The sequence below is a fragment of the Pedobacter hiemivivus genome (assembly GCF_005144565.1).
In the GTDB taxonomy this organism is placed as follows: domain Bacteria; phylum Bacteroidota; class Bacteroidia; order Sphingobacteriales; family Sphingobacteriaceae; genus Pedobacter; species Pedobacter hiemivivus.
In genome coordinates, this window is record NZ_SWDX01000003.1 from 135,642 (window position 1) to 149,518 (window position 13,877).

Annotated in this window: 10 protein-coding genes; 5 read left to right on the forward strand and 5 right to left on the reverse strand. The window is 38.0% G+C overall.

Annotated elements, in window-relative coordinates:
* Window positions 1-8: 8 nt before the first annotated feature.
* Window positions 9-1,337: a sugar porter family MFS transporter gene (locus tag FBD94_RS07750; RefSeq protein ID WP_136879778.1), complete on the reverse strand. Its 1,329-nt coding sequence runs from the start codon at window positions 1,335-1,337 to the stop codon at window positions 9-11.
* A gap of 336 nt (window positions 1,338-1,673) precedes the next feature.
* Between FBD94_RS07750 and FBD94_RS07755 the strand changes: the two genes are divergently transcribed.
* Window positions 1,674-4,442 carry a hybrid sensor histidine kinase/response regulator transcription factor gene (locus FBD94_RS07755; protein WP_136879779.1) on the forward strand — a complete coding sequence of 923 codons (2,769 nt, stop codon included), beginning with the start codon at window positions 1,674-1,676 and terminating at the stop codon, window positions 4,440-4,442.
* Here FBD94_RS07755 and FBD94_RS07760 read toward each other — a convergent pair.
* Window positions 4,439-5,122 (reverse strand): potassium channel family protein, encoded by a 684-nt coding sequence (locus tag FBD94_RS07760; RefSeq protein WP_205945295.1) that lies wholly within the window; start codon window positions 5,120-5,122, stop codon window positions 4,439-4,441. The genes FBD94_RS07755 and FBD94_RS07760 overlap by 4 nt on opposite strands.
* A 202-nt stretch (window positions 5,123-5,324) precedes the next feature.
* Between FBD94_RS07760 and FBD94_RS07765 the strand changes: the two genes are divergently transcribed.
* The gene (locus tag FBD94_RS07765; RefSeq protein ID WP_136879780.1) at window positions 5,325-6,773 is read left to right on the forward strand and encodes a sensor histidine kinase; all 1,449 of its coding nucleotides are present in this window, start codon (window positions 5,325-5,327) and stop codon (window positions 6,771-6,773) included.
* Window positions 6,774-6,882: 109 nt separating this feature from the next.
* On the opposite strand, the gene FBD94_RS26440 is transcribed toward FBD94_RS07765, so the two are convergent.
* The gene (locus FBD94_RS26440) at window positions 6,883-7,005 is read right to left on the reverse strand and encodes a hypothetical protein (protein ID WP_262710967.1); all 123 of its coding nucleotides are present in this window, start codon (window positions 7,003-7,005) and stop codon (window positions 6,883-6,885) included.
* Window positions 7,006-7,334: 329 nt separating this feature from the next.
* On the opposite strand from FBD94_RS26440, the gene FBD94_RS26240 reads away from it, so the two are divergent.
* From FBD94_RS26240 to FBD94_RS07780, 3 genes are all read left to right on the forward strand, one after another.
* Entirely contained in the window at window positions 7,335-8,621 is a 1,287-nt protein-coding gene (locus FBD94_RS26240; RefSeq protein ID WP_235884401.1) for a DUF6266 family protein, read from the forward strand.
* Between the two features lie 180 nt (window positions 8,622-8,801).
* A complete protein-coding gene (locus FBD94_RS07775; protein ID WP_136879781.1) occupies window positions 8,802-9,299 on the forward strand; it encodes a universal stress protein in 498 nt (165 codons plus the stop codon).
* 20 nt (window positions 9,300-9,319) lie between these two features.
* Window positions 9,320-10,108: a DUF6920 family protein gene (locus tag FBD94_RS07780; RefSeq protein WP_136879782.1), complete on the forward strand. Its 789-nt coding sequence runs from the start codon at window positions 9,320-9,322 to the stop codon at window positions 10,106-10,108.
* 54 nt (window positions 10,109-10,162) lie between these two features.
* On the opposite strand, the gene FBD94_RS07785 is transcribed toward FBD94_RS07780, so the two are convergent.
* Both FBD94_RS07785 and FBD94_RS07790 read right to left on the reverse strand, forming a co-directional pair.
* Complete coding sequence (locus tag FBD94_RS07785; RefSeq protein WP_136879783.1) at window positions 10,163-11,050, reverse strand: universal stress protein; 888 nt, start codon at window positions 11,048-11,050, stop codon at window positions 10,163-10,165.
* Between the two features lie 39 nt (window positions 11,051-11,089).
* On the reverse strand, window positions 11,090-13,753 hold the full coding sequence (locus FBD94_RS07790) for an ATP-binding protein (protein ID WP_136879784.1): 2,664 nt from the start codon (window positions 13,751-13,753) through the stop codon (window positions 11,090-11,092).
* Between the last annotated feature and the right edge of the window lie 124 nt (window positions 13,754-13,877).

Genomic DNA, 13,877 nt, shown 5'->3' on the forward strand with positions numbered 1-13,877 from the left:
ATATCTAATTAATGCATGACTAAATTAGTACCTATCTGTTCTAATGATTTGCCTTTGGTTTCCGGCATTAGCTTCCAAACAAAAAGCAACTGAAGTAGCATCATGGCTGCGAAGAAGAAGAACGTTGTTGCCCCGCCCAGTGTTTCTGCCAGGTATGGAAAACAAAATGCGATAATTGCCGCCATGATCCAGTGCGTAGAGCTACCAAGCGTCTGACCTTTTGCACGAACAGAATTCGGAAAAATCTCGGAGATGAAAACCCAGATGACAGCTCCCTGTGAAAAAGCGAAAAATGCGATAAATAGCATAATATAAGCGGGGATTGCAAAGCCCGAAAAATTCTCGGTATAAAAGGTAAATCCAACAAGGAAAAGAGAAGCAATCAATCCAAAGGAGCCTACCAGCATGAGTACCCTTCTGCCAATTCTGTCGATAAAATTGATGGCAATCAAAGTAAAAATAAAATTGATCATACCAATCCCTACTGTTGAAAGCAAGGAAGAGTGAGCTCCAAGTCCTGCCATTTCAAAAATCCTTGGTGCATAATATATGATTGCGTTAATCCCAGAAACCTGGTTAAAAAATGCAAAAAGTATCGCCAGCATTACAGGAGTACTATATTTTTTGGTGAAAAGACTTTCGTCGTTTCCTGAAGAAGATTTAAGGGCAGAATTTTGAATAGCGGCGAGTTCCTCTTCACAATTGAGTGGATTGATAACCTTAAGTATTTTTAAAGCACTTTCAGTAGCTCCCTTTTTTAATACCAACCATCTTGGGCTTTCCGGTATAAAATAGATCAGCACAAAAAAGAGCAAGGAAGGAAATGCCTGCACGCCAAGCATCCATCTCCAGGATGACTCACCACCCTGACTAATCAGATAGTTTGACAAATAAGAAATCAGAATCCCCAAAACAACGTTGAACTGAAATAAACCAACAAGTCGTCCTCTTTTATGTGCAGGAGAGATTTCAGATATATATATAGGTGCGGTCACGGACGATATGCCAACACCCAGTCCACCAAGAAATCTGAATGTAAGAAAAACAGACCAATCACCTGCCAATGCAGTACCTATAGAAGAAAGTAAATAAGTGATGGCAACAAAATACAAAGTGTTTTTACGACCAAAATGATCAGAAGGCCTTGAGCCAATAAGAGAACCAATTACTGTTCCTATAAGTGCTATAGAAATGGTAAAACCATGTTCAAAAGATGATAATTGCCAAAATTGCTGGATTGATTTTTCCGCTCCGGAAATAACTGCGGTATCGAATCCAAAAAGAAAGCCTCCGAGGGCTACGACCATGGACCAAGCCAGGACGGAATATTTTTTCATACTCAAAGTTTATATTGGTTAACGATTGCAAATTAGATCAATCAGAAAAAGAAAAACATCAAAATCGTTTCTAAAAACTACAAATTTCAGAAACACATCAATATGTTAAAAATCAAGTAGTTACAAATAATGATTACACTTAAAATTCCTACACTTTCAATTTTGAAACAGAAAAACTATGGTTTTGATACATGAATAATTGAACGTTAACCAGATCAGGCTTGAGCGAATTTTAGTTATCGCAGCCTTTTCTATATATTTAAATTAATTCTCTACGCAGAATCATTAACCAATTGCTTAATTCTGCTATTCTGCTCTGGAATTTGAAATAGTACCATGAAAACCACATTTTGTCCGCTTAAAGGCTTTATCCTACTTTTTCTTTTGGCCTTCACACTTTCAGGCTGTGAAAAACAGAAGGAAAATCCTATATATACTATTGGCTTCTCTCAATGCATTGGCTCGGACTTATGGCGAAAAACCATGCTCGAAGAAATAAAAATGGAGCTGTCTTTGCATCCGGGGGCGAAACTGACCTATACGGATGCGAATGGCAATAGTAAAGTTCAGGAAAAACAGGCACGAGAAATGATCAATAAAGGGATTGATATTTTGATTATATCCCCAAATGAGGCGCAGCCCCTAACCCCCATCGTAGAAGAAGCATACAACAAGGGTATCCCTGTAATTATCATTGACAGGAAGACAGCCTCTTCAGCTTATACCGCTTATGTGGGTGCAGACAATTTCCAGATCGGAAAAATGGCAGGCGAGTACGCGGGAGAAGCCCTTAAAGGGAAAGGAAACATAGTTGAGGTTATGGGACTTCCTGGTTCCTCTCCTACAATTGAGCGGCAACGGGGATTCATTGAGGGATTAAAAAAGTATCCGGGCATTAGCATTACAAATCAGGTTTATGGAAACTGGCTAAAAAAAGATACGGAGGAGCAGTTAACTAAAATCAAAAGTTCTTTGATAAATGTAGATGCCGTTTTTGCACATAATGACCAGATGGCCTCAGGAAGTAGGAAAATTTTGAATACCCTTCAGTTGAAAAAACGGATCAAAGTAATCGGGATTGATGCATTACCGGGGAAAGGAGGAGGTTTGGAGATGGTAAGCAGTAAAATTTTAACGGCTAGTGTGCTTTATCCGACCGGAGGTAAAGAGGCCATTACCACCGCATTTAAGATCCTAAACAAGGATTCTTTTTCGAAAGAAAATATTTTGCAGTCCCTCGTCATCGATTCAACAAATGTTGATCTTATGAAACTCCAATGGAACAAATTCAGCAGCCAGCAGAAAGATATTGAACGTCAGGGAAGTTTATTGGAAGAACAAAAGATACTCTTTAAAAACCAGCAGATCGTACTTAATATAATCGTAATCACCCTTGTACTTTCGGTGGTTTTTGGTGGCCTTGCACTCTACGCATTGTTAGAAAACAGGAAAATCAATAAAAACCTGGAGGCAAATAATATTGAAATATTAAATCAGCGTAACCAACTGATAGAGATGTCGAGTAAAGCAGAGGCCGCTACAGAGGCAAAGCTGAACTTTTTCACTAATATGTCTCATGAATTCCGCACTCCACTTACGCTTATCTTATCCCCTCTCGAAGATCTTATACAAAACGAAAAGATTAAGCCGGCGGCAGAAAAAAACCTGAATCTTATTCACAAAAATGTTTATCGATTGCTTAGACTCATCAATCAGCTCATCGATTATCGTAAGATTGAACATGATAAAATGCTCCTGAGTGTTTCTCAGAACAATATTGTCAGTTTTGTAAATGACATTCTGGAAAGCTTCCAGTATAGCGCAAAAAAGAAGAATATTGACATACGGCTAATTACAGATGCTCAGACAATCAAGGTATGGTTTGATGTTAACATGCTGGACAAAGTAATATTCAATCTATTGTCTAATGCTTTAAAATTCACTCCGGCCAATGGGGTCATTTACGTGGATATCACTCATGATTCAGCATCAGTAATTCTCTCTATAAAGGACAACGGGCCAGGAATCGCCGCAGAGGAGATTGAACATGTATTCGAGCATTTTTACCAGGCACAGACGAATGCTGCAAAAGGCTCGGGACTTGGTTTATCCTTATCCAAAGAACTGATGGTCCTTCATCATGGTAATATTAACGTTGAAAGCACAAAATCTCAAGGAACGAAGTTCAGTATCCGTCTTCAATTGGGAGATGCTCACTTTACGGAGCAGGAAAAACTGAGAGGAAAGTCTAATAAAGACGTGCTTTATGAAGATGCCAAAATCTATACAACCGGGCTAAATGATACACCTGAGATTAAAAATCCGGATTCATTGAGCACCATAAAACAGCAATCGGTATTAATTATTGAGGATAATCATGATCTGTTGAATTATCTGGGTAATAAGTTTGAGGAGGACTATGAAGTTTTCTTAGCAGACACAGGTGAAAAAGGTATAGCTTCGGCATACGAACAGGTACCAGACCTGATCATATCAGATTTGGTTCTTCCCGGATCGTCGGGACGTTCACTCACTGAAAGACTAAAATCCGACATTCGGACCTCACATATTCCAATTATACTATTATCCGCTCATGGTAGCCTGGAGCAGCAAATTAATGGCATGGAAAGTATGGCTGATGCTTATATTGTAAAGCCATTTAATTACGATTATCTAGTAGCAACGGTAAAGAGTCTGTTAAAGAACCGCTTTCTGCTCAAAAGCCATTATGTTAGCGATATCAGCAGTTTTGGGAAACAGCCCATTTCAAAAAGTCTGGACAAAAAATTCATAAATGACTTTTCGGGAATCGTAGAGCAGAACCTTTCCAATGAAAATTTTAGTGTAGATGAAATCAGTAAGGAAATAGGGATTTCCAGAGTACAGTTGTATAGAAAAGTGAAAGCACTGTTAGACTGCAGCGTAACGGACTACATCATGAACAGGAGGTTGAAGAAAGCAAAATACTTGTTAATCAATGAAAGATATAGCATAGCAGAGATCACCTATATGGTAGGATTTTCTTCTCCTAATTATTTTTCAACTGTCTTCAAATCAAAATATGGAATGCGTCCCAGTGAATTTAAAAAAAATCAACAACATTAAAGCTCTTTGTTACTTACAATGTTATTGGTAACCAACCTCGCAATAACTACAGCAGGATATAGGATACCAACTGCCGAAAGCAAAACTGAAAGCATACGTGACGCCATTCCATCAGGGTAAATATCACCATAGCCGACAGTAGTTAACGATACCAAGCTATAATAAATATAAGCTGCATAATCAGTATCGTTATTTTGCAAACTAATATTTCCGGCTATCGATTTACCGGTTTGGATTTTTAAAATCTCAAAAGCAAAAGCGCCCATTAAGGCAAATAAGAGATAAACATTTACAGCCCCTATCACTCTGAAAATATTACGTTCTGCATTTCGAAATAACAACCTAACATTAATAAAAATGAACAAACTCATATTAACAAGTCCAACTAAACGCTCTAGCAAATAGTATTCTTTAGGCGTATCGTCAAATCTAATCATCAGCAAAATCAAATGGGCTAAGAACAGAAATGACGATACATATATATTCCACTTGTCTTCGCTTGAAAAAATGCCAATAAAATAGAGTGTCAAAAATAAAATATTCAAAAACAAAATGTCTACTACAGCTCCCTCCAACAAAACAGGCATAATAAATACCATAAAAAAGAGCATTACCAATAATGTGATAAAGCTGGTGTCTGAGTGCCAATAATCCTTTACTTTATTGATGATCCGTTTCAATGGCAATAGGGTTTAAACAAACTAAATTAAACATTTACTGCAACTTAACATCAAACTGTCAAATGATTTTGTCATAAACTGAAATCCAGATTACAAGACCCTAACCTCCGCTTCACCGAAAAAATCAAATAAAAATGGTAATTTTGCCGCTTCATCGACAATTTTTTGGCCATTCACTTCATACCGCTGATAAAAAACAACTATGAGCTCATTAAACTACCAGCCTTTCAGCTATGATTTTTATAAAAATGTTTTGGAGAGCCTCGAAGATTATGGGGTATTTACCACTGATAAAGAAGGAATTGTGACCAGCTGGAACAAAGGAGCCGAAAATGTACTGGGCTATATCGAAGAGGAAATATGCGGACAATCTGCCAGGATCATTTTCACTGATGAGGATCGCAAAAATGAAATTCCAGAGCATGAATTTACAGAGGCTATGGAAAAAGGAAGAGGACAAGATGAACGTTATCATCAAAGAAAAGATGGAACCTTATTTTGGGCCAGCGGACTGGTTTTTCCTTTATATGACAATGATCAGAAACACATTGGTTTTACCAAGATCCTTAGAAACCTGAGTAACCGCAAGCAAGCAGAAGAAGAGCTTCTAGAAGCCCGAAAATATGCACAAAGTATTGTCGAGACCTCTAAAGAACCTATTCTCATTTTAAATGCGGATTTGAGTATTAATTCAGCCAGTAAGTCATTTTTTAACCTGTTTAATCTAGACAAACATGAAGTTGAAAATATAAACCTATTCGAGGTTCTCTCTCGATCGCTCGATCCTCAAGTCCTAAAACAGCAGATGCAAAGCTATGACAGTTTCGAGAACCTCGAACTGATATACCCTCAAAAAGAAAACGATGAAGAACATATTTTACTAGTTTCCAGCCGGAAGGTTTTTCAAACTTTCAAATCGATCGGCCAATTTCTACTCACATTTGAGGACGTTACCTTTGCACGTAAACTGGAACAGGCGAAAGAAGACTTTATGAACATTGCCAGCCATGAGCTCAAAACGCCCATTTCCGTGATCAGGTCTTATACACAATTGCTAGGCTTGGAACTCAACGGCAAAAGCAGTGATCGGGTTAACAAAATTCTCAAACGCATTCTTCATCAATCTGACCAACTGAATAAGCTAACTTCCCTACTGCTGGATGTCTCCGCCTTCAATGCCGGAAATATTAGCCTAAACAAAGAACCTTTTGTATTGTTAGAACTCGTACTGGAGATTGTGGCTGGAATAACTGAAAATACAAAGCATAAAATTATCTTAGAGGAAATAAGCGATGTCAGGGTATTAGCAGATCGGGTACGTATCGCACAGGCGATAACCAACCTGATGAGCAATGCCGCAAAGTATTCACCTGATGCGGACACCATTCGCCTCAGCTTACAATTAGATGAAAGCAAAAAAAATGTACGACTATCGGTCCAGGACTATGGCATAGGTATTTCCCCGCTAAATCAACAAGGGTTGTTCAAACGTTTTTCAAGAACAAATCATACAAAAGCACGAAATATAGACGGTTTTGGCATGGGCTTATATCTTTCTCAAGAGATTATCAAAGCACATCAGAGTCATATTGGCATCATCAGTGACGGGGAAAACGGTTCTATATTCTATTTTGATCTAAGTGCCATCTAAATACATGACCTCATATCATATTTTATAAAAAAAACGCCTGATGATTCAGTAATGCATATTCCCCATTTTTCATCCTGCTCCTGAAACTATAATTCATTTTATAACTCAGTTATTTTTCCCAGGTAATCCGCTCAGAGAAAAACTTGCCAATAAATACTTCTGCATTAGCAACAAAATCAATATCGTCGGGATGAATGGTCAGCAACACATCATTAAAAGTGATTAAAGCCAATACATTAGGGTGATTTACAAAAAACAAGAAAATCAACCAATCAAAAAAGTTAACATTTGTTAAAAAAAACAGACTTTTTGTTTCACAACAAGAATGTTACAACTAAGGATTTCAGCTCAAAAGTTTCTTTTCAGTTAACCCTTTAAACCCGGCCTATACCCGGCATTTACCCGGACATTACTCGGACACTGCCCGGCTGGAGCCGAGTAGCATCCGCTTAACATCCGTTAACATACTGTGAATTAAATTGCCTTAAAGTGCAAGCAGTCAAAAGCATGCGAATTGACAATCAATAGCTTAGTGCATACTTTTAGAAAAAACAAAAAACTATGGCAAGAATTGAGAATGGTATTTTGGGTGGCTTTAATGGTAATCTCGGTCCAGTAGAGGGTTATGTAAGATATGGAATAGCTTATGTTAGGACAAAGAAAAGAAAGCGTACCACTCCCCCAACCCCAAGAGAAAAAATCCAAAGGAAGAGAATGGAAGTAGTGAATAATTTCGTCAACAGTATGACGGATTATGTTCGAATAGGCTTTGAAGAAGCTGCCCAGGGCAAACCCATTTCGCCCAACAATGCAGCTAAATCCTATCAACTATTACATGCAGTTCAAGGCGAATATCCCGACATCAGCATTAACTACGCTGCAGCACGTTTAACTCAAGGAACCATCGAGCTGCCTTTAAATCCAGAGGCGATTGCTGAAGGCAACGGTGTTCGTTTTAACTGGAGCTACAACACCTCATTAAACTGGAGCGACAGAGGCGCACGGGTAATGTTGTTGGTTTATGCCCAAGAAACAGGAAAATCATATTACCTATTTTCTGGCGCACGCATGACAGAAGAGACAGATTTTTTAGAATTGCCTGCAGAAGTAAAAGGCATGCAACTTCAGATCTATATGTCTTTTATTGCAGATGATAGAAGAAGTTTAAGCAACAGTATTTATCTTGGCAACCTTGTTATTGAAACATTAGATTTAAACACAATGGGCATATCAACAGAACAGGATTCTGAACAATCTCAAGATAAACTATCCGGCAAACAATATTGGGATGCGAAATGGCAAAGCAATACAATTGGCTGGGATATTGGTTATGCTTCACCTGCCATTTGCCAATATCTGGACCAATATCCCAATAAGAATGCTTCTATATTAATACCTGGTTGTGGCAATGCATATGAAGCGGAATACTTAGTAAAGAGTGGATTCACGAATATTACCTTAATTGATATATCACCGGAAGCTGTTAAAAAAATACGCCATAAATTTGAGCACAATTCACAAATAAAGGTATTGGCTGAAGATTTTTTTCGGCATAAAGGACAATATGATCTAATCATCGAGCAAACATTTTTTTGTGCGATTCTACCAGACAAAATAAAAAAATATGCTAAAAAAACAGCGTCATTACTCCATGAAAAAGGAAAAATAATCGGGTTACTTTTTGATAAAATATTTGAACGAGAAGGTCCTCCATTTGGTGGCTCCAGTCCTGAGTACAAAGCTATTTTCAGCCCTTATTTTGACATTAAGACAATGGAAAAATGCTATAACAGCATTGCAGCAAGAGCAGGTTCAGAAGTATTTATCGTTTTAGATAAAATTCAATAAATAGTTTATGGATTAATTATTTTCACTGTCTTGATGACGAACATCATCCAAAAGCCTGATAGCCATCAAGGTTATAACAAAATATTACCAGAATCTTTGTATATAAATCTAAAACCATGGCTGCTGATCTACAATTCATTACTGTGAAACCCCATTCATCTTAACTAAAATAAGTGTCCCATGAAAACTGCGAAAGATTTAGATCATACAAAAACAGTTATTGTACTCACTGACTTTACAAAAAGCGCATTAAATGCAGCAGACTACGCCTTATTTTTAGCGGTACAATTAAAGACAAATATACTGTTGTTTCACTCCTACTATATTTCTGTCTCAGAACTTGAGTCCCTGCAGATCAATGATTACCAATCATTAGCACAAACTAGTAAATCAAACTTGGAAAAAGAGATGAATCGTTTGAATAGTTTGAATAACAGTATTAAAACATCTACCACTAATTTCAGACCTGAAATTGACTATTTGAGCGAAGGTGGTGGTATATCGGAAAATGTATGTCGCGTTATTGAAGAAAAAAAGGACATTTTCATGTTGGTTATGAGCGGATTTAAAGCAAGGAATAACGATGATTTTCTTTTTGGAACAGAAATCAAAGAAGTGGTAAAGAAAGCCAGATGTCCTGTAGTCATCGTCCCTGAAATGGATTTTCTTAGACTTTAAACCATAAAAAACTGTTTCCAATGGAAAACCTTAGGCACACATTTTTAAAAGCAGTCAATTCAGCAGGTCAATATTCTGCATATGCAGCCCCTGCCCTTTCAAACGATTTTAATACTTTACCGGAATTGCTGCAAAAATTTTTCCATCGTTGTGGCTATACAGGGCAGGAAAAGATAGAATGTGCCCACATTAAATGGAACGACACCATACTTAGGCTCAGCCCCCAGGCAAATTGGAGTTCTATGCGCTGTTACCAGCTGAATTTTCTAAGCGAACCTGTAAGGTTAGTATACATGAGTATCAAATGGTATGGTTTATTTCCATTAGAGGCCGTTGATATTTATAAAGACGCACAAGGACAAATGCTGGTTAAGCTACTAAAAATGATTCCCATCAGTAACGCAAAAGGAAAAGAAATGGATGCTGCCGAGCTGGTGACTATTCTCGCCGAAACCATGATTATCCCACATTATGCCTTGCAAAAATACATCACCTGGGAAGTTATTGATCCTTCAAATATAAAAGGAATCATCCATCATAATGGCATTTCGGCAAGTGGTATTTTTCATTTCAACGAGCATGGTGACTGCACACAATTTACAACACAGGATAGGTATCGGGCAAAAAAAAACAACAAATATCAAAAGACCCCATGGACGGCAACGGCTAATGATTATATCTTAAAAAAGGGGATCAGATTCCCAACTAAGTTTAGCGCAACCTGGCATACAGACAATGGCGACTACGAATACTTTAAAGGTAGTATCAAATCTGTTGAGCTTAATAAAACTGAATTTTCCGGCATCTGAAAATAATCCTACCAAAATCACCATCCCCATGAAAACTGATGAAGATCTTAGAGATCAAGTAGTACTAGCCTTGCAAGCTGGTGATTTGTTGCCGTCTGGTAAAACAAGTAGTGGAATGGTAATATTTGCCGCCATTTGTTGTGTATGACTACCTTTCAAAATAATATCTAAAAAATCATGCGGTCGATGGACCATGACCAATAAACCAATCTGCTGGTCTTCACAAAACAAATTCAGTCCCGTCCCGATATGTTCATTTTCAGCAGATTTATAGAAAATATTTGGATAATTTGCTTTATTAAAGATGCCCGTAAGCAGTTTATCTACTATATGTTGATGGTCTACACTTTGAGGATGCGCTGCATGTATATGGGTTACCAAAATATCCGAACGAAATATATTGGCTATCCGTATTAGCTTACAAATATCCTCAATATCTTGCTGTGGATATTCAAAATTTGTAGCGAAAGCTATTTTACCAAAGTCACGAAAAACTGCGTGCGGAGGAATCAGGAGCAGTGGGCAGGAGGTTGCATTAATCATATTTCTACAATTATTGTCCAACAAAAAATGAGCAATCCCTTTTCTGTGAGTACCCATTACGACCATGTCTGCATTGCAACTCTGCATTACATTTTCCACCACATCTGCCAGCCTTCCTGTTTGGTTGAAGGTGCTGATCTGTGGATGGAAGCCTGAGCTGCGATCTGTATGTTCAAAATGTTTCTTTAACTTTTTGAGCTCCTCATCACTATCGTCAATAACGCCATCGTATCCAATCAATGGCCAATCTATGTCGCCAACTTCAGAAAGCTGGGCGGGAATAGTAACAGCATTGCATAGAATAACATTGGCATTCAAAACTTTTGCAAGGTTATAGCCATATTCAGCCGAATGGTTTCCAGCAGTTGAAAAATCGGTTAATAAAAGTAGTGTTTTCATAAGTTCAGGAATAGGAGTTTCAACTGGTTTATCTGTTAGTTATTTCGGTTCATAGCCGTAAATTTCTATCTTATGGTAAAGTTCTTCGGGCTTGAATGGCTTGCTGATGTAATCATTCATACCCGAATCAAATGCTTTGTATTGAACATCCAACATGGCTGAAGCAGTCAGCGCTATTATTGGTAGCCTCTTAAATTTGTCTCCGGACAAGGCTCTGATGGCTGTTGCAGACTGGTATCCATCCATAATGGGCATCTGCAGATCCATAAAGACCATATCATAATCCCTTAGTTGTACCTGTTGTAAGGCAAGCAAACCATTTCCTACCACATCACATTCTACCTGCCAGAATTTCATAAACTGCTTTACTAAAATTACATTAATTTCATTGTCCTCGGCCATCAGTACTTTAATTCCCTTTAAATTTTTCAAAGCTTTTACCGGAATTGATTCCCCCGCCATAATTGACTCATTACTACCATTTCTAAAGCTCAAACCGAATTTAAAACTGGAACCAACCTCAGGCGTACTCTCTACCTGTATATTCCCGCCCTGTAGCTCAATAAGTCTCTTTGTAATAGCTAGTCCCAGGCCGGTTCCACCATATTTCCTGTTGGTATCCGCATTTGCCTGTGTAAATCTTTCAAAGATGAATTCCATTTTATCTTTCGGTATACCAATACCAGTATCCGTCACCTCAAAATCAATGATGGTTTGAACCTTGTTTCTGCTAACAAAAAAAGCAGAAATGCTGACCTTGCCTTTAGATGTAAATTTAATCGCGTTGTTGATCAGATTAGTTAAGATTTGTCCCAGACGAACAGGATCGCCCATAACGGCCTCTGATAACTCCTCGTCTATGGACAGCTTCAACTCCAGCCCTTTCTCCTTAGCTTTTTCCAATAAAGAGAGGCGGATATTTTTCAGCAATTCCGGTATACTGAAATCAATCATCTCAAAGGTTACCCTACCTTCTTCCATTTTGCTAAAATCAAGAATATCGTTGATTAATACCAATAAATTGTCGCCTGAAAATTTTAATACTTTCAAGTATTCCAGTTGCTCAGGATTGGGATCTTTCAACAAAAGCAAATTGGTAAAACCAATTACAGCATTCATAGGGGTCCTGATTTCGTGACTCATGGTAGCCAGGAATTGGGATTTTGCAGTAGCAGCTTGTTCAGCGAGATCTTTTGCCATAATCAACTCATTCTCTGCATTTTTCTGGGCTGTTATGTCGACTATAGCACCGTACAGTTTAGTCACTTCTCCAGATTCATTAATAAGCGGCTTACCTATGGCACGGATATACCTGATTTGTCCGTCAGATAAAATGATACGCAAATTAAAATCAGACATCACTCGATCATCAATTGTATTTTGAACTACCCTCTTATAAGTTTCCTTATCATCAGGATGGATCATTCTTCCAAAACTCAGGGTATTTGGTCCTTCCTTTTCTGGAATCAATCCAAAAATACGGAAGGCTTCATCAGACCAATAGTTCTTGCCCGTAACCAGATCAGCTTCCCAGCTCCCGCTATGTGTCAATTCCTGGGTCTCGGAAAGTAATATCTGGTTGAGCTTGATTAATTCTGTCCGGTATTTCTGTTCTGTAATATCGTGCCATACTGTTAACAGTACAGTTTTACTATTTATGTTCACAGGTTTTAATGTTACCAGTACTGTAAAAGTCTCTCCGTTAACCCGCTTATGCAGCCATTCAAATTGATTATAGCCATTTTTGTAGGCCAGGTTGTCCATTTCCAAAGACTTTTCACTTGAAAGCCTACCATCTGGCTGATACTTAGGAGAAAAATCTGCCGGATGACAAGCGAGTAATTCCGCTTTATTGCTACAGTTCAACATCGCAATAGCCGCATCGTTACAGTCAATTATCCCTTTTATTCCAAACAAAAAATGAGCATCAGTTGAATATTTAAAGATCACACTGAAGATTTCTTCAGAAAGACGCTTTTCTGTGATATCCTGAATTATCCCATGCAGTTTAACTGCAATTCCATTTTCGAACACAACTTTCCCTGATGTCCGAACCCACCTGTCATTACCTCTGGCGGTAACAAAAGAAACTTCAACATCCCAGGACTCTCCACTTTTTACCGCGTTTCCGATTAAATTGATGATCATTTCCCTGCCTTCAGCAGAATAGAAACTAAGTGCATGATCTAACTCCGGTACTATTTTCGGTTCAACCTCATGGATTACATATACCTCATCAGACCAGAAAAGGTGATTCGTAAGTAAATCCAGCTCCCAAGACCCCGTTTTAGTGAGTTTACTCGTTTCAGTAAACATATCGAAGATGTGCTTCTCTGCCGTAATATCCTTAAAAAAACAATCAATAGTAGTTTTACTTGAACGGCTTATTTCGCCCAAACCTTGTATCCATTTTTTCTTACCTGAAGGTAAATTAAAATAGCCTTCCCATTTCCAGGGGATTGACCGACGTACTGCGCTTTCCAATGAACTTAGAAATGATTCCCTATGCTTTTGGGACAAGAGATCCAACAATATTTCAATATCGTTAATCAATAAAATTGGATTCAATTCCAATTCCCGTTCAATTGCAGCGCTGACAAATGAAAAAGAAAAACGGCCTTCATCTTCATGAATTCTAAAAACGACACAAGGTATCTCCTTAAAAAAAACAGAAAGATCAAAATTATCTATTGTAAATGACATATATCTTGAGTGCTAAAAAAATATGTTAATCGATTGTTTAATCAGTTATATACGTGATCATCAGCGTGGCATACGCGCCATTTATCCAAAGATGAGGCATCATCCTTACTTTTCTAATGATCGC

Excerpts from the sequence above, each read along its gene's own strand:
- FBD94_RS07750 (WP_136879778.1), bottom strand. The coding sequence starts at position 1,337 with ATGAAAAAATATTCCGTCCTGGCTTGGTCCATGGTCGTAGCCCTCGGA.
- FBD94_RS07755 (WP_136879779.1), top strand. The coding sequence starts at position 1,674 with ATGAAAACCACATTTTGTCCGCTTAAAGGCTTTATCCTACTTTTTCTT.
- FBD94_RS07765 (WP_136879780.1), top strand. The coding sequence starts at position 5,325 with ATGAGCTCATTAAACTACCAGCCTTTCAGCTATGATTTTTATAAAAAT.
- FBD94_RS26240 (WP_235884401.1), top strand. The coding sequence starts at position 7,335 with ATGGCAAGAATTGAGAATGGTATTTTGGGTGGCTTTAATGGTAATCTC.
- FBD94_RS07775 (WP_136879781.1), top strand. The coding sequence starts at position 8,802 with ATGAAAACTGCGAAAGATTTAGATCATACAAAAACAGTTATTGTACTC.
- FBD94_RS07780 (WP_136879782.1), top strand. The coding sequence starts at position 9,320 with ATGGAAAACCTTAGGCACACATTTTTAAAAGCAGTCAATTCAGCAGGT.
- FBD94_RS07785 (WP_136879783.1), bottom strand. The coding sequence starts at position 11,050 with ATGAAAACACTACTTTTATTAACCGATTTTTCAACTGCTGGAAACCAT.
- FBD94_RS07790 (WP_136879784.1), bottom strand. The coding sequence starts at position 13,753 with ATGTCATTTACAATAGATAATTTTGATCTTTCTGTTTTTTTTAAGGAG.